Source organism: Janibacter melonis, from assembly GCF_003721155.3.
GTDB lineage: Bacteria > Actinomycetota > Actinomycetes > Actinomycetales > Dermatophilaceae > Marihabitans > Marihabitans melonis.
This window is the reverse complement of record NZ_CP044548.2, coordinates 2,824,058-2,844,430: the sequence shown is the minus strand read 5'-3', so window position 1 is coordinate 2,844,430 and position 20,373 is coordinate 2,824,058. Positions and strand designations below refer to the sequence as shown.

Annotated in this window: 18 protein-coding genes; 10 read left to right on the top strand and 8 right to left on the bottom strand. The window is 73.2% G+C overall.

Features of this window, described 5'->3' with window-relative positions; translation table 11 throughout:
* Positions 1-8 precede the first annotated feature (8 nt).
* Positions 9-1,244 (bottom strand): cupin domain-containing protein, encoded by a 1,236-nt coding sequence (locus EEW87_RS13625; protein WP_240341606.1) that lies wholly within the window; start codon positions 1,242-1,244, stop codon positions 9-11.
* A gap of 6 nt (positions 1,245-1,250) precedes the next feature.
* On the opposite strand from EEW87_RS13625, the gene EEW87_RS13620 reads away from it, so the two are divergent.
* Both EEW87_RS13620 and EEW87_RS13615 read left to right on the top strand, forming a co-directional pair.
* The gene (locus EEW87_RS13620) at positions 1,251-1,703 is read left to right on the top strand and encodes a hypothetical protein (protein ID WP_163562460.1); all 453 of its coding nucleotides are present in this window, start codon (positions 1,251-1,253) and stop codon (positions 1,701-1,703) included.
* A 123-nt stretch (positions 1,704-1,826) separates the two neighbouring features.
* Positions 1,827-3,077, top strand: a complete 1,251-nt coding sequence (locus tag EEW87_RS13615; RefSeq protein ID WP_123092521.1) for a saccharopine dehydrogenase family protein — start codon at positions 1,827-1,829, stop codon at positions 3,075-3,077.
* Positions 3,078-3,101: 24 nt separating this feature from the next.
* On the opposite strand, the gene EEW87_RS13610 is transcribed toward EEW87_RS13615, so the two are convergent.
* From EEW87_RS13610 to EEW87_RS13600, 3 genes are all read right to left on the bottom strand, one after another.
* The gene (locus EEW87_RS13610) at positions 3,102-4,181 is read right to left on the bottom strand and encodes a GNAT family N-acetyltransferase (RefSeq protein WP_240341605.1); all 1,080 of its coding nucleotides are present in this window, start codon (positions 4,179-4,181) and stop codon (positions 3,102-3,104) included.
* A gap of 59 nt (positions 4,182-4,240) precedes the next feature.
* Positions 4,241-5,053, bottom strand: coding sequence for a crotonase/enoyl-CoA hydratase family protein (locus EEW87_RS13605; protein ID WP_123092523.1), 813 nt, complete (start codon positions 5,051-5,053; stop codon positions 4,241-4,243).
* Positions 5,054-5,145: 92 nt separating this feature from the next.
* The gene (locus EEW87_RS13600; protein ID WP_123092524.1) at positions 5,146-5,886 is read right to left on the bottom strand and encodes a hypothetical protein; all 741 of its coding nucleotides are present in this window, start codon (positions 5,884-5,886) and stop codon (positions 5,146-5,148) included.
* Positions 5,887-6,211: 325 nt separating this feature from the next.
* On the opposite strand from EEW87_RS13600, the gene EEW87_RS13595 reads away from it, so the two are divergent.
* From EEW87_RS13595 to ppdK, 4 genes are all read left to right on the top strand, one after another.
* Positions 6,212-7,447 (top strand): MFS transporter, encoded by a 1,236-nt coding sequence (locus EEW87_RS13595; RefSeq protein ID WP_240341604.1) that lies wholly within the window; start codon positions 6,212-6,214, stop codon positions 7,445-7,447.
* 4 nt (positions 7,448-7,451) lie between these two features.
* Positions 7,452-7,961: a GNAT family N-acetyltransferase gene (locus EEW87_RS13590; RefSeq protein ID WP_123092526.1), complete on the top strand. Its 510-nt coding sequence runs from the start codon at positions 7,452-7,454 to the stop codon at positions 7,959-7,961.
* 60 nt (positions 7,962-8,021) lie between these two features.
* Complete coding sequence (locus tag EEW87_RS13585) at positions 8,022-9,074, top strand: NAD(P)H-binding protein (protein ID WP_123092527.1); 1,053 nt, start codon at positions 8,022-8,024, stop codon at positions 9,072-9,074.
* A gap of 156 nt (positions 9,075-9,230) precedes the next feature.
* The gene (gene ppdK / locus EEW87_RS13580; protein WP_123092528.1) at positions 9,231-11,951 is read left to right on the top strand and encodes a pyruvate, phosphate dikinase; all 2,721 of its coding nucleotides are present in this window, start codon (positions 9,231-9,233) and stop codon (positions 11,949-11,951) included.
* An 85-nt stretch (positions 11,952-12,036) separates the two neighbouring features.
* Here ppdK and EEW87_RS13575 read toward each other — a convergent pair whose 3' ends face one another.
* Positions 12,037-12,300 carry a hypothetical protein gene (locus tag EEW87_RS13575; protein ID WP_068271709.1) on the bottom strand — a complete coding sequence of 88 codons (264 nt, stop codon included), beginning with the start codon at positions 12,298-12,300 and terminating at the stop codon, positions 12,037-12,039.
* Positions 12,301-12,383: 83 nt separating this feature from the next.
* Between EEW87_RS13575 and EEW87_RS13570 the strand changes: the two genes are divergently transcribed.
* The gene (locus EEW87_RS13570; protein ID WP_123092529.1) at positions 12,384-13,289 is read left to right on the top strand and encodes a LysR family transcriptional regulator; all 906 of its coding nucleotides are present in this window, start codon (positions 12,384-12,386) and stop codon (positions 13,287-13,289) included.
* A gap of 9 nt (positions 13,290-13,298) precedes the next feature.
* Here EEW87_RS13570 and EEW87_RS13565 read toward each other — a convergent pair whose 3' ends face one another.
* Positions 13,299-14,645 (bottom strand): cryptochrome/photolyase family protein, encoded by a 1,347-nt coding sequence (locus EEW87_RS13565; protein WP_123092530.1) that lies wholly within the window; start codon positions 14,643-14,645, stop codon positions 13,299-13,301.
* 195 nt (positions 14,646-14,840) lie between these two features.
* Here EEW87_RS13565 and EEW87_RS13560 point away from each other — a divergent pair, with 195 nt between their 5' ends.
* On the top strand, positions 14,841-16,952 hold the full coding sequence (locus tag EEW87_RS13560; RefSeq protein ID WP_123092531.1) for an NAD(+) synthase: 2,112 nt from the start codon (positions 14,841-14,843) through the stop codon (positions 16,950-16,952).
* A 76-nt stretch (positions 16,953-17,028) separates the two neighbouring features.
* On the opposite strand, the gene EEW87_RS13555 is transcribed toward EEW87_RS13560, so the two are convergent.
* Both EEW87_RS13555 and aztD read right to left on the bottom strand, forming a co-directional pair.
* Complete coding sequence (locus EEW87_RS13555; protein WP_123092532.1) at positions 17,029-17,316, bottom strand: HGxxPAAW family protein; 288 nt, start codon at positions 17,314-17,316, stop codon at positions 17,029-17,031.
* A 34-nt stretch (positions 17,317-17,350) separates the two neighbouring features.
* Positions 17,351-18,667, bottom strand: a complete 1,317-nt coding sequence (gene aztD, locus EEW87_RS13550; protein WP_123092533.1) for a zinc metallochaperone AztD — start codon at positions 18,665-18,667, stop codon at positions 17,351-17,353.
* 110 nt (positions 18,668-18,777) lie between these two features.
* Between aztD and EEW87_RS13545 the strand changes: the two genes are divergently transcribed.
* On the top strand, positions 18,778-20,076 hold the full coding sequence (locus tag EEW87_RS13545) for an MFS transporter (protein WP_240341603.1): 1,299 nt from the start codon (positions 18,778-18,780) through the stop codon (positions 20,074-20,076).
* An 87-nt stretch (positions 20,077-20,163) separates the two neighbouring features.
* Positions 20,164-20,358 carry a hypothetical protein gene (locus EEW87_RS13540; RefSeq protein WP_068271687.1) on the top strand — a complete coding sequence of 65 codons (195 nt, stop codon included), beginning with the start codon at positions 20,164-20,166 and terminating at the stop codon, positions 20,356-20,358.
* Positions 20,359-20,373 lie beyond the last annotated feature (15 nt).

Here is a 20,373-nt window from a genome sequence, read left to right as displayed (position 1 = left end):
CGCCCTCGTCACGCCGCCCGGTCCGGGGTCGCCAGACCGGCGAGGACGAGACGGCGGGCGAGGTCGACGCCGAGGTCGCCCACGGGGACGACGCCCTCGTCGAGCAGACGGGTGACGCAGGCGGAGTCGTCGGCGGCGACGGTCACGGTCCCGGCGCGGCTGCGCAGCACGCCGCCGTCGAGCACGGCGCCGAGGTGGTCGCGCCGACGCAGCACCCAGCCCGTCGGGTCCTGCTCGAGGGCGGCGAGGTCGCGCGCCGTGCGCAGCGGCGCGACGGGGGCGGCCCGGCGCGACCCGTGCGACCGGCCGAGCAGGCTCTGCGCGAGGACGTCGTCGGGCACCTCCTGGACGGCGCGCACGAGGGCGTCGCGCACGTGGTCGAGGGTGCCGGAGAGCGCGTGCGGGTCGCCGAGGTCGACGCCGAGGGGCAGCGAGGCGCGCACCCGCGGGTCGTCGGCCACGGCGCGACGGGCGTGGTCGACGAGGGCGTCGAGGACGTGCCCGCCCTGCCAGGTGTGCACGCCGAGGGTGAGGTGGGTGCTCGTGCCCCCGAGAGCGGTCGCGGAGTGCAGCCACCCGCGCGGGAGGTAGAGGACGTCACCGGGCCGCATCGTGGCCTCGAGCGCGGGCTCGCCCGTCGCCTGCTCGGCGACGGCGTCGCCGCGCTGGTCCCACGGCTCGGTGCGAAGGGGGTCGACGAGGACGGGGGCGTGGATGCGCCACCTCTTCTCGCCGCTGATCTGCAGGACGAAGACGTCGTGCACGTCGTAGTGCGCGGAGAAGCCCGTGCTCTGCGGCGGCGTGATGTACGCGTTGGCCTGCACGGGGTGCGCGAGGTCGTCCGAGAGCTCCTGGACGAGTCGCATCACCGGCTCCCACGTGCGGTGCAGAGCCTGCATGACGATCGTGTGGCCGTCGGCGAAGAGCCGCGCGAGCTCGTCGTCGCGGACCTGGTCGGTGATGCTCGCGCCGACACCGGCCGGTCCGGTGAAGGAGCGCTCGGGGAGGGTGCGACCCGCCTTCGCCACCCGGACGAAGGGGGTCCGCAGACCCCGCGTCGTCAGCAGCTCGTCGACCGCGTCCTCGCCGAGGAGGCTGTCGAAGCCTCCTCCGCCGAGCTCGTCGGCGGTGGACAGCAGGGGCCCGCGGCCCCAGTGATCCCGGGCGAAGTCGTCACGCCCGGTACGGATGAGTCGGGCCAGGCCGGTCACCTGACCGGCCCGGCCCGAGGTCGTGGTGCTCACCGACAGATGTCAGAGACCACGTGCGACGGGGTCGGCGCCGCCGTCGGCACCGCCGTCCGCGCCACCATCGGCACCACCGTCAGCGCCACCGTCGCCACCTGCACCGGCGCCGCCGTCCGCGGGGCCGTGGGCACCGCCGTCGGCCGGGCCGTGGGTCGCGCCGCCGTCGGCACCGCCATCGGCTCCACCGTCAGCACCGCCATCGGCACCGCCGTCCGCGCCACCATCGGCACCGCCATCGGCTCCACCGTCAGCACCGCCGTCGCCACCCGCACCGGCGCCGCCGTCCGCGGGGCCATGGGCACCGCCGTCGGCCGGGCCGTGGGTCGCGCCGCCGTCGGCGCCACCATCGGCACCGCCGTCCGCGCCGCCGTCACCGCTGGTCGTCGGGACACCGCCGAGGGCTGCGTCCGAGGGCACCGTCTCGTCGTTCGGCTGAGTCATGCTCGTCCTCCTTGAAGCGGGGGCCCGCGGGGACTTCCTCGGGCCGGTCAGGGGATCCCTGCCCTGCCGTTCTACCTGCTCAGCAGCTCGGGGAGGCGTCTTGCGCTCCCCCGAAATTCGCCCGCGTAGGGTCGCGTCATGGCCTCGACCACCCGTGACCTCGACGTCGTCCTCTTCGGCGCGACCGGCTTCGTCGGCGAGCTGACCGCCGCCCACCTGCGCGACCACGCGCCCGCCGGCCTCCGGGTCGCCCTCGCGGGTCGCTCGCGCGCCCGGCTCGACGCGGTCGCCGAGCGTCTCGGCGGGGTCGCCGCCGAGTGGGAGCGGGTCGTCCTCGACGCCTCCGACGGACCCGCGTGCGACGCACTGGCCGCCCGGACCCGGGTGCTCGCCACGACGGTGGGCCCGTACGCGCGCCACGGCCGCGAGGTCGTCCGAGCGTGCGCCGAGGCCGGCACCCACTACGCCGACCTCACCGGCGAGGTGCTCTTCGTGCACGACGTGGCCGACGCCTTCCACGAGCTCGCCGGGCGCACAGGAGCCCGCATCGTGCCGTCCTGCGGCTTCGACTCCGTGCCCTCGGACCTCGGGGTCTGGCTCACCGCCGAGGCCGCCCGCGAGCGCGGGCTCGGCGAGCTGACGACGACCACCCTGTCGGTGCGGCGCATGCGCGGCGGGCTGAGCGGCGGCACGATCGACTCGATGCGCCAGCAGGCCATCGCCGCCCGCGAGGACGAGACCGCCCGACGCACCGTCGCCGACCCCTACGGGCTGTCCCCCGACCGGGCAGCCGAGCCGGCCCCGAGGTCTCGGGGCGGGTCCTCTCCCCTCTCCCGCGTCACCCGGGCGATCCCGGTGCGCCGCACCGACGAGGGCCGGTGGACGGGCCCCTTCGTCATGGCGTCGTACAACACCCGGGTCGTGCGCCGGACCAACGCGCTGCTCGGCTACGCCTACGGGCGCGACTTCCGCTACCAGGAGGTGAGCGACTTCGGACGCTCGCGCACCGCGCCGCTCAAGGCCGTCGCGATGACCGCCGGGCTGCTCGGGGTGGCCGGGGGCATGGCCTTCGGCCCCACCCGCGCCGTCCTCGACCGCGTGCTCCCCGAGCCCGGCGAGGGCCCGAGCGAGGAGACCCGCGAGCGGGGCATGTTCGCGATGGAGGTCGTCGCGGGCACGACGAGCGGGCAGCAGGTGCGCACCCGGGTGGGTGCCCCCTACGACCCCGGCTACAACGGCACCGCGATCATGCTCGGTCAGGCGGCGCTGTGCCTGGCGCTCGACGAGCTCGACAGCCCCGGGGGCGTGCTCACCCCCGCGGCCGCGATGGCCGAGCCCCTCGCCGGGCGCCTGCGCGGCTTCGACTTCGAGCTCGAGGTGCAGGACTGAGCCGAGCCGATCGGTGCGGCGGGCTCAGCCCTCGTCGTCGATCGGCTTGGCCACTGGCACCGGGGCGTCCGCCCCGGGCACCTCCACGTGGCGGTGGAAGGACGTCGTGCGGTACGCGGTGGCCCACCCCATCGACTCGTAGAGCCCGTCGGCACCGGTCGGGCTGTCGGCGTCGACCTCGAGCGCGACCCGGTTGCGGCCCCGCTCCAGCGCGTCGCGGATCACGGTGTGCAGCAGGGCCTTCGCGACCCCGCGCCCGCGTGCCAGCCGGTGCACGCCGATGTAGTCGACATAGCTGCCGACCCGGCCGTCGGCGTCGCGGCCGGACACCGAGGAGACGACCGCGCCCCCGGGCACCCACTGCCCGTCGACGTCGATCTCGGCGATCCACCAGTGGTCCCAGCGGTGACCCGTCGCCTCGCGCTGCCGCTGGACGAACTCCGCGAAGGACTCCCGGTAGGAGTTGAAGTGGTCGGCGAAGGACTCCTCGAGCATCCGGTGCACGGTCTGGACGTCCTCGGCGACCGGCATGCCGTCCTCGTGCGTGGCGACCCGGCGCACGACGACCCCCTCGCGCGGGCCGGGGAGCCCGGCGTCGTCCTCGGTCACCGGTCGGCTCATCTGCAGCCAGGTGCGCACCGCCTCGTACCCGGCAGCCTCGAGGCGGCGGCGGTAGGTCTCGTCGTCGGCGCGCACGCTGACGTCGAGCAGCGTGCCCCCGAGCCCGCGGAAGGCGGCGAAGGTCACGCCGACCTCCTCGGCCCAACGCAGCAGGGCCGCCGCGATCTCGTCGCCGTCCGCCCGGTCGGGCGCGACCGTCAGCTCGACGTTCGTCCGGCCGGCGGCACGGTCGTGCACCCTCGCCCACGCGACGACGGGGGCGTCCTCCCCTTCGCCGTCGCGCACGAGGAGCTGGCGACGCGTCCACGACCCGATGCCCGTGACCTCCATCGCGACCTCGTCGACGCCGACCGACCCGCCGCCGGTCACCGCCCGTCTCTGCGCGGTCGCGAGGGCCGCGAGCGCCGCCACGTCGTCGTGGGTCGGGGGCACCACGTGCAGGCCGGGGGCGAGGTCGGGCATGGGGAGGTGAGGTGAGGTCACCGACCCAGTCTCCCAGCGCACCCTCCTCCGGTGCGGGGCGCGTGCACCATCCGGGCGGGTCAGGGCAGCAGCCGGCGTCCCCGGTCGGCGTACTCCGGGGTCGTGCGGGCGAAGGCGGCCGAGCGCGCCCGCTTGGTGTTGGCGGCGACGAGGAGGCCGAGCTGCTCGACGCGCTCGCGGGCGAAGGTGTGCCGCGGCCCGCGGTGCCACGTGCCCTCGAAGAGACGCTTCGCCGAGGCCAGCGCGTCGGGGCTGCGGGTGAGCAGCTCGTCGACGAGCGCTCCGGCGCGCTCGCGCGGGTCGAGGGCCACCTCGCTGGCCAGGCCGAGCTCGACCGCCCGCTCGCCGTCGAGCACCTCGGCGGTCATCGTCAGGCGCTTCGCGACGTCCTTGCCGACCTGCTCCGAGAGCGCCTGGATGCCGCTCATGTCGGGGATGAGCCCCCAGCGGCCCTCGAGGACCGACCACCGGGCGTCCGGCGTGGTCACCCGGAAGTCGGCCCCGAGCGCGATCTGCAGCCCGCCGCCGAGGCAGTTGCCGTGCACGGCGGCGACGACGGGCACGGGCAGACGGCGGTAGGCCCAGCACGCCTCCTGGAAGGTGTTCGTCCCCCGCCAGGGCCGCGGGGCGAAGGCGCGCCAGAGACCCGCCCGGTCGGACATGACGGTCGCGAAGTCGAGCCCGGCGCAGAAGGACTCGCCCGAGCCGGCGATGATCACGGCCCGCAGCGAGCGGTCGCGCCCGAGCTCGTGGGCGGTGCTGACGAGGCCGTCGAGCATGTCGAGCGTCAGCGCGTTGAGCTTGTCGGGCCGGTGCAGCTCGACGGTGGCCACGCCGCCGTCACGGGTGGTGCGGATGTGAGAGGTCGCCATGCCGGGAGCCTATGACGTGGGTGCCGCGGGTCGGCGGGCACGACGACGGCCCCCGCCCGGGAGGGGCGAGGGCCGTCGAGACGGGCGGTCGGTCAGAGGGCGGCGATGAAGTCGTCCAGGTAGCCGGCCGTGGTCTTCGCGTCACCGCTGTGCGTGATGAGGATGATGTTGCCGTCCTGCACCTTCGCGCACTGGGTCTGGTTCGAGTACTTGCCGCAGGACGTGTCCCCGACCTTCTCCTCGTTCGACCACAGGCCCTCGAAGCTGTCCATGACGCCCGGGCTCTCGCCCATGGTGACGATCGAGAGGGCCTCGGACCCCTTCGTGTAGGCACCGACCTGGCCGCCGGCCGGCGCGCTGACGCTGGTGTCGACCTTCTTCCAGCCGTCGAACTCGGAGGGCAGGCTGATGTCGCCGCCGGAGCCGCTGTCGCTGCTGGACTCGCTCGAGGTGTCGCTCGAGGTCTCGGACTCGCTCGGGGTCTCCGAAGAGGTCTCGGACTCGCTGGGGCTCTCCGAGGAGGTCTCGGAGGTGCTCTCGCTCGTCGAGGCGGCGCTCGTGCTCGTCGAGCTCGACTCGTCGTCGTCACCGCGGGAGAGGAAGAAGCCGCCGACGCAGCACAGCACGAGGATCAGGGCGATGCCGCCCGCGATCCCGGCGATGAGGCCGGTCTTGCTCTTCTTCTGGGGGGCGCCGCCCTGCGGGGCGCCGTAGGGCTGACCCGGACCACCAGGACCGCCGGGGCCCTGCGGGCCGCCGTAAGAACCGCCGGGACCCTGACCGGGGGGCGGAGGGACGTTCGGGCCAGAGGGGCCCCCTGCGTTGTGTGACATGCGGGTAATCGTGGCACAGCCCAACCCGCGGATGACCCCACGGACCAGCGGTATTCGCGCGTCTGCCCAGCGTCGGCACGGGCCTGCGTGCGGGGGCTCACCCTCCTCCCTCGACCGGCGAAGGGGGGCACACCACGAGGCGGGACCTCCCCTGCTGGTCCCGCCTCGGGCGCGGCGCCTCCCCCGTGGGGCGCTGCACCCACGCTATGGAGGTGCAGGTGGCACCGTCGATGGGGAGAAATACCCACCCGTCACGAGCAGGTGGCGCCGGCTGCCCGCCCGAGACGGTTTCGCCGCGCACCTCGCGAAGGGGGAGAATCTTGCGGTGACGACCGCTGCACCCCCGGCTCCCCCTTCGCCCCCCGCCCTCGGACCGACCGCCCACCGCGCCGCGATGACCGCCCTCGTCCTCGGCGGCTTCGCCATCGGGACGACCGAGTTCGTCACCATGGGGCTGCTGCCCGAGATCGCCGAGGGGATCGGGGTGAGCATCCCCGAGGCCGGCCACACGATCTCCGCCTACGCGATCGGGGTCGTCGTCGGCGCTCCCACCATCGCCGTCCTCGGCACGCGCGTCCCGCGGCGCGCGATGCTCGTCGCGCTCATGGCCGCCTTCGTCGTCGGCAACACCCTGAGCGCGCTCGCGACGAGCTATCCCGTGCTCTTCGGCGCCCGGATGCTCGCCGGGCTGCCGCACGGCGCCTTCTTCGCCGTCGCCTCGATCGTCGCCGTCGACCTCGCCGCCCCCGGCCGCGGCGGACGCGCGGTGAGCCAGATCATGCTCGGCATCCCCTTCGCCACCGTCGTCGGCGTGCCCGTCTCGACGTGGATGGGGCAAGAGCTCGGGTGGCGCAGCGCGTACTGGGGCGTCACCGCCGTCGGGCTCGTCACGGCCGTCCTCGTCCTGCTCACGCTGCCCTACTTCGCCCCCGAGGAGGGGGCGAGCGTGCGGACCGAGCTGCGCGCCTTCCGCTCGCTGCAGGTGTGGCTCACGCTCCTCGTCGGCGCCATCGGCTTCGGCGGCATGTTCTCGATGTACAGCTACATCTCGCCGATGCTGCGCGAGGAGACCGGGGTGAGCGCGTCGACCGTGCCGCTCTACCTCCTCGTCTTCGGTGTCGCCGGGGTCATCGGCACGATCGCCGGCGGACGGCTCGCGGACCGCTCGGTGCTGCGCACCGTCGCCGGGTCGGCCCTCTCCCTCGCCGTCGCCCTGCTCCTCGTGGCGCTGTCGGCCGGCTCCGTCGTGCTCGTCGCGTGCGCCGTCTTCCTCGCCTCCGCGAGCGCCTCGGTCTTCGTCCTCTCGCTGCAGCTGCGGCTCATGGCCGTCGCCGGGTCGGCGCGCACCCTCGGCGCCGCGGGCAACCACGCCGCCCTCAACACCGCCAACGCGCTCGGCGCCTGGCTCGGCGGTCTCGTCGTCGCAGCGGGCTACGGCTGGCGCGCCCCGAGCGCCGTCGGCGCCCTGCTCGCCACCGCGGGCCTGCTCGTCCTCGGCCTGTCCCTGCTCGCCCACCGCCGGGACACCCGCGCGCAGGTCGCGCCCCGCACGGCAGGCTGAGCCCATGAGCACCTCGACCAGCGCCCCCGTCCGAGAGGCGACCGTCGCCGACGTCCCCGACATCCTGCGGCTCATCACCGAGCTCGCCGTCTACGAGCGCGAGCCGGACGCCGTCGAGGCAACCGTCGAGTCCCTCTCCGCGGCTCTCTTCCCCGCCGACGGGGCACCCACCGCCTTCTGCCACGTCGCCGAGGTCGACGGGCCGCAGGAGCGAAGGGTGGTCGGCATGGCCCTGTGGTTCCTCACCTTCTCGACGTGGACCGGCCGCAACGGCATCTGGCTCGAGGACCTCTACGTCGAGCCCGACCAGCGCGGGTCGGGCCTCGGCCTGGCGCTGCTGCGCACGCTCGCCCAGGTCTGCCGCGAGCGCGGCTACCCCCGCCTGGAGTGGACCGTCCTGGACTGGAACGAGCCGTCGATCGCCTTCTACCGCGCGGCCGGTGCACTCCCGCAGGACGAGTGGACGACGCAGCGTCTCACCGGCCACGCGCTCGCCGGCCTCGCGGAGGGCTGACGCGGGTAGCGTCGACCTCTCGACGACGTGGCCCCACCGGGCCCTGCGAGGAGCACATCTGTGAAGGTCCTGGTCACCGGCGCCACCGGCTACGTCGGAGGGCGACTCGTCCCCCGGCTCCTCGCAGAGGGGCACGAGGTGCGCACGACGACCCGAGACCTCGACAGGCCCGCGCCGTGGTGGGGCGACCGCGTCGAGGTCGTCGAGATGGACATCGCCGACGAGCGCTCCGTCGACGCGGCGGTCCGCGGGGTCGAGGCCGTCTACTACCTCGTGCACGGCATGGACGGCGGCGACTTCGAGGACACGGACCGTGCGGCCGCGCAGCACGTCGCGACGGCGGTCGACGCCCACGGCGTCCAGCGGGTCGTCTACCTGTCCGGGATCGTGCCCGAGGTCGACCACGACGACCTCAGCGCCCACGTGTCCTCTCGCCTCGAGGTGGAGGAGATCCTCGGGCGCAGCTCGGCGGTCGTCATCACCCTGCGGGCCGCCGTGCTCGTCGGCAGCGCCTCGACGTCCTTCGAGATCATCCGCCAGGTGAGCGAGAGGGTGCCGGTGCAGACCGTGCCGAGCTGGATGGACACGCAGGTCCAGCCCGTCGCCGTCGTCGACGTCATCGAGGCGCTCGTCGGCGCGCTGGACGCCCCCGGACCCAGCCGGCACTACGACGTCGGCGGCCCTGAGGCGCTGTCCTACGCCGGTCTGCTCGACCGCTACGCTGCGATCGCCGGGCTCTCCCGACCCCAGGTCGAGGTCCCGCTGCTGCCCACCGATCTCGTCGGCTCGCTCGTCGCGGCCCTGACCGACGTGCCCTCCCCGACGGTCAAGGCGCTCGTCCAGAGCCTGCACCACGACATGGTCGCCGCCGAGGACGACGTCCGCCGGGACCTCCTCCCCGCGGGGTACGAGCTCGTGCCGCTGGACGACGCGATCCGTCGCTCCCTCGCCGACCCGCGCGTCGAGTCCGCCGACGACCCGGAGCAGGCCGACCCGATGGGACCGCTGCCGCAGGACCCGTCCTGGTCGTCCGGGGGCGACACCGACGCCTCTCTCCTCGCCCGCTCCGCCGACGCCGTGCGTGGCGCGGTGGACCGGGTGCGCGGCACCTGACCCTCGCGCTGCCGGGGAACCGGCTGTCCCCCTTCGCACACCTGTCCGTCCCGCCAGTCGGAACCCCGAGGCGGCACTGCCGCTCGTGTCTGCCACCATGAGCCAACCCCAGGGATCCTCGGGCGCGTCGACGCGCCCGGACGGCGAGGAGCAGCGATGACGCAGTACGTGTACATGTTCAGCGACGGCGACAAGGACCAGAAGGACCTCCTCGGCGGCAAGGGTGCCAACCTCGCCGAGATGGTCAAGCTCGGTCTGCCCGTCCCGCCCGGCTTCACCATCTCCACGGATGCGTGCCGCGCCTACCTCAGCGAGGGCAAGGTCCCGCCGGAGGTCCGGGTCGAGGTGACCCGACGGCTGCGCGAGGTCGAGGACCACATCGACCGCACCCTCGGCGACAGCGAGGAGCCGCTCCTGCTCTCCGTGCGCTCGGGCGCGAAGTTCTCCATGCCGGGGATGATGGAGACCGTCCTCAACGTCGGTCTCAACGACGACACCGTGCACGCGCTCGCAGACTTCGCCGGTGACGAGCGCTTCGCCTGGGACTCCTACCGCCGCCTCATCCAGATGTTCGGCAAGACGGTGCTCGACATCGACTCCGAGCTCTTCTCCGAGGCGCTCGACGCCCGCAAGTCCGAGGCCGGGGTGACCTCCGACGTCGAGCTCGACGTCGAGCAGCTGCGCACCCTCGTCAAGGAGTACAAGGCGATCGTCGAGGACGCGACGGGCAAGCCCTTCCCGCAGACCCCGCGCAAGCAGCTCGACATGGCCATCGAGGCCGTCTTCCGCAGCTGGAACACCGAGCGCGCGATGCTCTACCGCCGTCGTGAGCGCATCCCGGACGACCTCGGCACCGCGGTCAACGTCCAGGCCATGGTCTTCGGCAACCTCGGCGAGACCTCCGGCACGGGCGTGTGCTTCACCCGCGACCCCTCCTCCGGCCACTCCGGCGTGTACGGCGACTACCTGCCGAACGCCCAGGGCGAGGACGTCGTCGCCGGCATCCGCAACACCCTGGCCCTGTCGGACCTCAAGGAGCGCGACCGCGACGCCTACCGCGAGCTGCGCTCGGCGATGCGCCGCCTCGAGACGCACTACCGCGACCTGTGCGACATCGAGTTCACCATCGAGCGCGGCAAGCTGTGGATGCTGCAGACCCGTGTCGGCAAGCGCACGGCGGCCGCCGCCTTCCGCGTCGCCACCCAGCTCGTCGACGAGCAGCTCATCACCATGGACGAGGCGCTCGAGCGCGTCACCGGTGAGCAGCTGACCAACCTGCTCTTCCCGCAGTTCGACAAGGACGCGGTGCGCCAGCTCCTCGCGACCGGCATGGGGGCCTCCCCCGGCGCCGCGGTCGGTGCCGTAGCGTTCGACAACGCCTCGGCCACGGCCAAGGCGGCCGAAGGGGTGGACGTCGTCCTCGTGCGGCGCGAGACCTCGCCCGAGGACCTGCCCGGCATGATCGCCGCGCAGGGCGTGCTCACCGCCCGTGGCGGCAAGACCTCGCACGCCGCGGTCGTCGCCCGCGGCATGGGCATGTGCGCCGTCGTCGGCGCAGAGGACCTGCAGATCGACGTCTCGAAGAAGACGATCACGGTCGGCGAGACCGTCGTCTCCGAGGGCGACGTCATCTCCATCGACGGCAAGACCGGTCAGATCTACCTCGGTGCGGTCGACGTCATCGACTCACCGGTCATGACCTACATCGCCGACGGCCTCGAGGCCGCCCAGGCCAAGGCCGAGGACGACGACACCCGCGAGCTCGTCGCGGCCGTCGACCGTCTGCTCCGGCACGCCGACGCCCGTCGCCGGCTGCGCGTGCGGACCAACGCCGACACCGGCGAGGACGCCCAGCGCGCCCGCGACCGCGGCGCCGAGGGCATCGGCCTGTGCCGCACGGAGCACCAGTTCCTCGGCGAGCGCCGTGAGTACATCGAGCGCGTCATCCTCGCCGAGGACGACGAGGCCCGGGCGAGCGTCATGGCCGAGCTGCTTCCGCTCCAGCGGGCCGACTTCGTCGAGCTGCTCACCGTCATGGACGGCCTGCCCGCGACGATCCGGCTCATCGACCCGCCGCTGCACGAGTTCCTCCCCGACCTCACCGAGCTCACCGTCAAGGTCGAGCTCGCGAAGGCCCGTGGCGAGGAGGGCCCCGAGCTCGAGCGCGACAAGGTCCTGCTCGAGGCGGTCCGCGCGACCCACGAGCAGAACCCGATGCTCGGTCTGCGTGGCGTGCGCCTGGGCCTGAAGTACCCCGGCCTCTTCGCCCTGCAGATCCGCGCGATCGCCGAGGCGGTCGTCGAGCTGCGCGGCCAGGGCAAGGACCCGCAGCCCGAGATCATGGTGCCGCTCATCGGCTCGCGCCGTGAGCTGCACCTCGTGCGCGAGCAGGGCCAGGAGATCCTCCAGGAGGTCGGCGAGGCCGCGGGCATGACCCTCGACCTGCCGATCGGCTGCATGATCGAGCTGCCGCGCGCGGCGCTCACGGCGGAGCGGATCGCCCACGAGGCGGACTTCTTCTCCTTCGGCACCAACGACCTCACCCAGACGACGTGGGGCTTCTCGCGCGACGACGTGGAGACGGAGTTCTTCACGACGTACATGGAGAACGGCGTGCTCGCGGTCTCCCCCTTCGAGACCCTCGACGGCATCGGCGTCGGCGAGCTCGTCCGGCAGGGCGTCGCGGGCGGTCGCAAGACGAAGCCGAGCCTGAAGACCGGTGTCTGCGGCGAGCACGGCGGTGACCCGGAGTCGATCCACTTCTTCCACGAGGTGGGCCTCGACTACGTCAGCTGCTCGCCCTTCCGCGTCCCCGTCGCCCGGCTCGAGGCCGGCCGTGCCGCGGCGATGAACGGCGTCGGATCGAGCACCGCGTGACCTGGGCGCCGCGAGGCGCACGCCGAAGGGCCCGCCCCCTGCTGGGGGCGGGCCCTTCGGCGTGCGACCGGGCTGGCGGTCGAGGTCAGCGCGTGGAGAGGGTGGGGTGGTAGCGGTCCGGCATCCGGCGCACGGCGCTCGGGTAGACCTTGTAGGACTCGGTGACGCCCTCGCGGGAGGTCGCGATCCGGTCCGAGGAGGTGCGGGAGTGCGAGCCGGACTTCGGGCTCTGCTGGGCCATGAGCGAGAGCTCGTGGGCCATGCGCATCATGTCGGCGTCGAAGCCGGCGCCGACGTGGCGCGAGGAGGAGGGACGGCGGGTCAGGACGGTGCTCAGCCAGTTGGTCATGGATCTATGGTTGCGCCGTCATCTACTAACCACAAGTTGCTTCCGCTACTCGATCGTTAAGCAGCACTGATAGGTTGAACGACGTGATCGACGTCCACCGGCTGCGCATCTTCCGCTCCGTCGTCGCCAACGGGTCGATCAGCGCCGCGGCCGACCTGCTCGGCATGACGGGCAGCGCCGTGAGCCAGCACATGACCGCCCTGCAGAAGCAGACCGGGCTCACGCTGCTCGAGCGCGTGGGCCGCGGGGTCGAGCCGACGGCAGCCGGCCGCACCCTCGCCGCCGAGAGCGAGCCGCTCATGTCGGAGGTCAAGCGGCTCGAGTCGGTCATCACCGACCTGCGCGAGGGCAACACCGGGTCGCTGTCCATCGGCTACTTCGCCTCGGTCGGGTCGCTGTGGCTGCCGCGGATCGCCCGTCGGCTGCAGTCGGAGATGCCCGACCTCGTCCTCGAGATGATCCTCACCGAGGGCTATCCCACCGGGGAGTCCCCGCCGGTCGACATCGACGTCGTGCCCGACGACCCGCGCGAGACGCTGCGGCCCGGCTACTCGATCACCCCGCTGACGTCCGACCCCTTCGTCGCCCTGCTCCCCCAGGACCACCGTCTCGCGCGTCGCCGCAGCGTGCCGATGATCGAGCTCGCCGAGGAGTCGTGGATCAGCAGCGACATCTCCGCCGGTGTCACCGAGTCGCTCATCGCCCGGGCGTGCGCGGCGGCCGGCTTCCGCCCGCGGTACACGGTCGAGGCGCAGGACCACTACACGGCGGCAGCCTTCGTCGCCGCGGGCGTCGGGATCGCCGTGATCCCGGACCTCGCGAGCCGCACGCGTCTGCCCACGGGTGTCCGGCGGGTGCGCCTGACCCGACCGGTCCCGACGCGCGACATCGTCGCGCTCACCGCGCCCGTCGCACGCTCCAACCCGGCGGCGGCACGGGCGGTCGAGCTGCTGCGGGAGATCGCGACGAAGCCCGCGCCCCGCGGCTGACGGCACGGGTCAGCGCGTCTGCTCGAGACGGTCGAGGGCCTCCTTGCGCTCCTCGGCGTGGTCGACGAGCCGCTTCGGGTAGTCGTGGTCGTAGCCCTCGTCGTGAGACCACGGCTGGTGGACGGCCTTGCCCGGGATGTGCGCGAGCTCGGGCACCCACCGCCGCACGTAGTCCCCCTTCGGGTCGAAGCGCTCGCCCTGGGTCACCGGGTTGAAGACCCGGAAGTACGGCGAGGCGTCGGTGCCGGTGCCGGCCACCCACTGCCAGCCGTGCTGGTTGCTCGCGACGTCGCCGTCGACGAGGTGGTCCATGAACCACGCGGCACCGCGCGGCCACCAGCAGTGGAGGTCCTTGGTGAGGAAGCTCGCCGTGACCATCCGCAGCCGGTTGTGCATCCACCCCTGCTCGAGGAGCTGGCGCATCCCGGCGTCGACGAAGGGGTAGCCCGTGCGCCCCTCCGCCCAGGCCGAGAAGGTCTCGTCGTCGAGGTCGTCGTAGCGCAGCCCGGCGAGGGAGTCGGTGAGGTCGCGGGTCGCCGAGTGCGGGTTGTGGTGCAGGACGTCGCCGTAGAACTCGCGCCACGCGAGCTCGGTGACGTACGTGTGCACGCCCTTGCCCCGCCGGGGGGCGAGGTCGGCGAGCAGGGTGCGGGGGTGGACCACGCCCCACTTGAGGTGCACCGACATGCGTGACGTCGAGTCGAGCGCCGGCTGGTCGCGGCCGTCGTCGTAGCCGGCGACGTCCTCGTCGAGGAAGTCGGCCCACCGCTGCATCGCGGCCTCCTCGCCGAGCGGGGGCAGCTCGACGGGCGCCTCGACGTGCGGCGGGTCGACCGAGTCGACGCCGCCCCGGGTGAGCCGGAGGTCGTCGGGGACGGGGCAGGGCTTGGGGTGGTCGTGGTCGCGCCAGGCCTTGGCGAAGGGGGTGAAGACCTTGTAGGGATTGCCGCTGCCGTTGAGGACGGTGCCGGGACCCAGGACGTAGGGGGTGCCGGTCTCGACGAGCTCGACGTCGTCCTGCGCCAGGGCCTCGCGGACGCGCTCGTCACGCTCGGCGCCCCACGGCTCGGTCTCCCGCGAGATGTGCACGCGCGTCGCCCCGACCTTCGTCGCCAGGCGGCGCAGGACCTCCGCCGGGTCACCCTCCTGGAGGACGAGGTGACCGTCGTAGGACTCGTCGGTCGCGCGGAGGACCTCGACGAGGGCGGCGGTGCGGACCTTGCCGGCCTTCGCCAGGAGGTTGGGGTCGAGCACGAAGACCGGCATGACCTCTCCCCCGTCGGCGTGCGCCGCGGCGAGCGCAGGGTGGTCGTGCAGACGGAGGTCGCGGCGCAGCCAGAGGATCGAGGTGCTCACCCCGCCACGCTACGGCCGCCCGCCGTCACCGAGGCTCCTCGCGTCCAGCCTTCCGCTCGCTGGCGCTCGCACCTCAACCACCAGGTCTCGCTCGCAGAGCTCCTCGCACCTCAACCACTGAAGGAGTGGTTTCGAGGCTCGTCGCAGAGCTCCTCGCACCTCAACCACCAAGGGCGCGAGCCATAGGGTGAGGCCATGACTCGCGACTTCCGCAACATCTACACGCACGGGTTCGCGCGGGTGGCGGCGTGCACGATGCCGGTGACGCAGGCCGACCCCTTCGCCAACGCCGACGCGGTCGGCGCGATCGTGCGCGAGCTGCACGACGAGGGCGTCGCCGTCGCGGTCTTCCCCGAGCTCGGGCTCACCGGGTACTCGCTCGACGACCTCTTCCTCCAGGACGTCCTCCTGCGCGACACCGAGGCCGCGATCGACCAGCTCGCCCGGGCCACCGCGGGCCTGCGTCCGGTCTTCGCGGTCGGCGCCCCCCTTCGCCACGGCAACCGGGTCTACAACTGCGCCGTCGTCCTCCACGACGGCGAGGTCCTCGGCATCGCCCCGAAGTCCTACCTGCCCAACTACCGCGAGTTCTACGAGAAGCGGTGGTTCGCACAGGGCGCGGGCGTCGTCGGCGAGACCTTCCGCCCGACGTGGCCCGGGGCCGACGCGCTGCGCGACGCCCCCTTCGGCACCGACCTCATGGTCCACGTCGACGACGTGCCCGGCCTCGTCGTCCACGTCGAGGTGTGCGAGGACCTCTGGGTGCCGATCGCGCCGAGCCACGAGGCCTCGCTCGCCGGGGCGACGGTGCTGCTCAACCTCTCCGCCTCGCCGATCACCGTGGCCCGCGCAGAGGACCGTCACCTCCTCGCCCGGTCGGCCTCGATGCGCTGCACCGCCGCCTACCTCTACGCGGCCGCGAGCGAAGGGGAGTCGAGCACCGACCTGTCGTGGGACGGGCAGACGATGGTCTACGAGATGGGCGAGCTGCTCGGCCAGTCCGAGCGCTTCCCCGCCGGACCCAGGCGCACCACGGTCGACGTCGACGTCGACCGGCTGCGCCAGGAGCGGATGCGCCAGGGCTCCTTCGACGACAACGCCGTCGCGCTCGGCATCTCGCCGCGCCAGTACCGCGAGCTGCACGTCACCCTCGACCCGCCGGCCGGTGACCTCGGCCTGCTGCGCCCGATCGACCGCTACCCCTTCGTCCCCGACGACGAGGAGCGCCTCGCCCTCGACTGCTACGAGGCCTACAACATCCAGGTGAGCGGGCTCGAGCAGCGGCTGCGCTCGATGACGAGCCAGACCTGGGCGCCGAAGATCGTCATCGGCGTCAGCGGCGGGCTCGACTCCACCCACGCGCTCATCGTCGCGGTCAAGGCGATGGACCGCCTCGAGCGGCCGCGCACCGACGTCATCGGCATCACGATGCCCGGCTTCGCGACCTCGGACCGCACGAAGACCAACGCCATCGCGCTCATGGAGACCCTCGGCATCACGTGGGAGGAGCTCGACATCCGCCCGGCGGCGACGCAGATGCTCGAGGGGATGGGCCACCCCTTCGGCGAGGCCGCGCAGGCCGGCACGCCCGTCGAGGAGATGGACGACGAGGTCTTCGACGTCACCTTCGAGAACGTCCAGGCGGGGCTGCGCACCGACTACCTCTTCCGCATCGCCAACCAGCGCGGTGGGCTCGTCCTCGGCACGGGCGACCTCTCCGAGCTCGCCCTCGGGTGGTGCACCTACGGCGTCGGCGACCAGATGTCGCACTACGGCGTCAACGCCGGGGTGCCCAAGACCCTCATGCAGCACCTCGTGCGCTGGGTCGCCGGCTCCGGCCAGCTCGAGGAGTCCGCCTCGGAGACGCTGCTGTCCGTGCTCGACACCGAGATCTCCCCCGAGCTCGTGCCGAGCAAGGACGGCGAGCGCCCGCAGTCGACCCAGGACAAGATCGGGCCGTACTCGCTGCAGGACTTCACGCTCTACCACGTGCTGCGCCGCGGCTACCGGCCGAGCAAGATCGCCTTCCTCGCCGAGCACGCGTGGGCCGACGCCGAGCGCGGCGAGTGGCCGAGCTCGGTGCCCGAGGCGGAGCGGGTCGCCTACGAGCTCGCGACGATCCGACGGTGGCTGCTCGTCTTCGTCCAGCGCTTCTTCGACAACCAGTTCAAGCGCTCGGCGCTGCCCAACGGCCCGAAGGTCGTGCCCGGCGGCACGCTCTCGCCGCGCGGTGACTGGCGGATGCCGAGCGACAGCGAGGCCCGGCGGTGGCTCGCCGACGTCGAGGACGGCGTGCCGCAGTCCTGACCTGTCGCACCGCGGGCACGACGAACCCCCGGCGCGCGTGGCGGGCCGGGGGTCTCGTCGAGCAGGTGCGGGTCGGCTACTTGACGCCGAGCGCGTCCTTGCCCTCGGGCGAGTCGCCCTCCCCGCGGGAGTACGAGCCGAAGCCCATGAGCGAGAGCACGCGGCCGACGGCCAGCGATAGCACGGCGATGACGAGGCCGACGACGAGCAGCCACCACTCGAGGAGCACGACACCGATGGTGCCGATGGTGAAGCCCACGAGGCAGACCGCGACGGCGGCCCAGGTGGCGATGTTGTAGCCGTGACCGAGGTCCTCGGCCGCGTGGGGACCGGTCGGGCGCGCGGAGAGCTTGGCGTGACTCATGGCCACATCCTCCCACGAGCCCGACCGGGCTCGCTCAGCCCCGGGTGCCGTCGACCTCGTCGGGCACGACCGGCAGGACGCCGGAGCGGATCACCTCGCCGCTGGCGATGTCGACCATGTGCAGGGTCTTCGTGCTCGGGTCGGTGACGTAGGCCGTCTCGTCCTGCACGTGCAGGGTCGGGCGGGCCTGCTGCCACTCCGTCGGCTCCTCCCACGCGTCGACCACCTGCGTCGAGCGGGTGATCTCGCCCGACTCGGGGTCGATGACGTGCAGCTTGCCGTCGGTGCCGAGGACGAGCGCCTCGCCCTGCGGCCCACGACCCAGCGAGCGGAAGGAGTAGCTCGCCGGCAGGTCGACGAGCCGCAGCGACGCGTCCCGGGTGTCGGTGATGCTGACCCTCGTCGGCCGCTCGAGCTCGGCGTCGGGGTCGGACTTGTAGTCGCCGAGGACGAAGGGGGACTCGTCGTGCCCGGCCTGGTTGCCGATCCGGCCGTAGTCGTCGGGCGAGTCGACCTTCGTGATCGTGTCGCCGTCGACGACGAGCAGGCCGTCCTCGCAGCCGAGGACGACGACCCCGTCCTGCGCCGCGGCCTCGCCGTGGACGCCCGGGCACTCGTCCGACGAGGCGACGGTGCGCCCCTTCGCGTCGCGGATCGTCACGCCGGATCGCGACTCCTCGTCGCCGACGGTCGTGATCACCGAGCCGTCCTCGCGCTCGACCGCGACGCCGTGGTGGGGGCTGCGCTCGGTCCACGTGCGCCCCTTCGGCAGGGCGGTCGGCCCGTCGCGCAGGTCCTCCGGGTCGATCGACCGCACCCGGCCGTCGCCGTCGCCGTAGAGGACCGTGCGGCCGTCGTGCACGACGACGTGGCCGGGGTGCTTCGCCGGGTAGCGCAGGTCGGTCAGCGTCGGGGTGGTCGCGTGGTGGTGGTCGTGGTCGCCGTGCGGCAGCGAGTACCCGCCGAGGTCGAGGAGGCGGAAGCCGTCGCCCTCGGTGACGAAGAGGTGGCGCTCGTCGCCGGCGGGGTTGAGCCGGGCGTAGCCCTCGACGGGGAACTCACCGAGCAGGGTGAGGTCGGTCGCGTCGAGCACGACGACCCCTCCGTCGTGGGTGACGGCGATGCGTGAGGCGCGCCGCCCCTCCTCGGTCGTCTTGCCCGAGGGGGCGCCGACGGCGGTCGAGACCTCCTCGGCGCGCGGGACCGGGGAGGCGGAGGGCGTCGCAGCGGGCTCGGCGTCGGTGCTGCCGGTCGTGCTGCTGCCGCACGCCGCGGTGAGCAGGACGGCGAGCGCGGCGGAGCCGGCGAGGAGCGGACGGGTGGGGGCGAAGGGGGTCAGGAGGCGTCTCATAGTTGAGAATGATTGTCAGTAGCATTCTCAAATGTCAACCTGGAGGGGAGCGCGGACCGAGCCGCGGTCACCCCGTCGCACAGCGCGTGGAGGAGCGGCATCATGACCGGGTGACGACCCAGCAGAGAGCGGCGACCCGCAGCCGGATCCACCCTGCCTGGGTGGTCGCCGCCGTGACCCTGCTCGCCCTCGTCGCCGCCGCGACCTTCCGCTCGAGCACCGGGGTGCTCATGGAGCCGATCGAGCGCGAGCTCGGCTGGGACCGCGCGACGACCTCCGGGGCGGTGAGCCTCAACCTCGTCCTCTACGGCCTCGCCGCCCCCTTCGCCGCTGCCGTGATGGAGCGCTTCGGCATCCGGCGGACCGTGACGACCGCGCTCGTCGTCGTCGGCCTCGCCAGCGGCGCCACCCTCGTCATGACCGCGCCGTGGCACCTGTGGCTGCTGTGGGGCTTCGTCATAGGGCTGGGCACGGGGGCCATGGCGCTCGTCTTCGGCGCGATCGTCGCCAACCGGTGGTTCGTCGCGCACCGGGGGCTCGTCACCGGCCTCTTCTCCGCCGCCAACGCGACCGGTCAGCTGCTCTTCCTGCCGGTCATCGCGTGGACGGCGACCGAGCTCGGGTGGCGCGCCGCCGCGGGGATCGTCGCGGCGCTCTCGCTCGTCGTCGCCGTGCTCGTCGGGTTCTTCCTCACCGACCGCCCGTCCGACCGCGGGCTCATGCCCTACGGGGTCGCCGAGGGCTACGCCGTCACCGACCCGGGCCCGCCGAGCGAGAACCCCGCGGTCACCGCGCTGCGCGTGCTGCGCCAGGCCTCTCGGCACTGGGCCTTCTGGGCGCTGGCCCTGACCTTCTGGGTGTGCGGGTGGTCGACGAACGGCCTCGTCCAGACCCACCTCGTGCCCGCCGCGCACGACCACGGGATGCCCGCGACGGCCGCCGCCGGGCTGCTCGCGCTCGTCGGCATCTTCGACGTCGTCGGCACGATCGCCTCGGGCTACCTCACCGACAAGGTCGACCCCCGCCTGCTCCTGTGCGCCTACTACGCCCTGCGCGGCCTCAGCCTGCTGACCATCGACGCGCTCCTCGCCCCGCACGTGCAGCCGGGGATGTGGGTCTTCATCGTCTTCTACGGCCTCGACTGGGTGGCCACGGTGCCGCCCACCGTCGCGCTGTGCCGCACCCACTTCGGGCTGCAGCGCTCGGGCGTCGTCTTCGGGTGGGTCTTCGCCGCCCACATGGTCGGGGCGGGCGCCGGCGCGTGGGTGGCGGGCGCGATCCGCACGGCGACCGGCACCTACGCGAACGCGTGGGTGACCGCTGCCGTCCTCTGCCTGCTCGCCGCCGCCGTGTGCTGGACGATCCCGCGCCGTGCGGTGGACGCAGACCGTGAGGTCGCCGCAGCCTGAGGCGGCGAAGGGGGAGCCGCACCGTCGGGTCGGGACCAACCCCTAGGGGTGGGGAGACCTCCGCCGCGTCCGTGGCACCGTCGAGAGATGGACATCCTCGCAGCCGGCCCCTGCCCCACCTGTGGTGGCGATGCTGCGTCCGTCGTCGCGGACAGCCGCTTCGACGCCAGCGGCGCCCACGAGAAGCTCACGCTCACCTGCCCGGACGGGCACTCCTGGACGGTGACCGATCACGACGACCCCGGACCCGTGCGCCGGGTCCTGGACCACCTGCTGCCCTGACCCGGCGTCACCCGT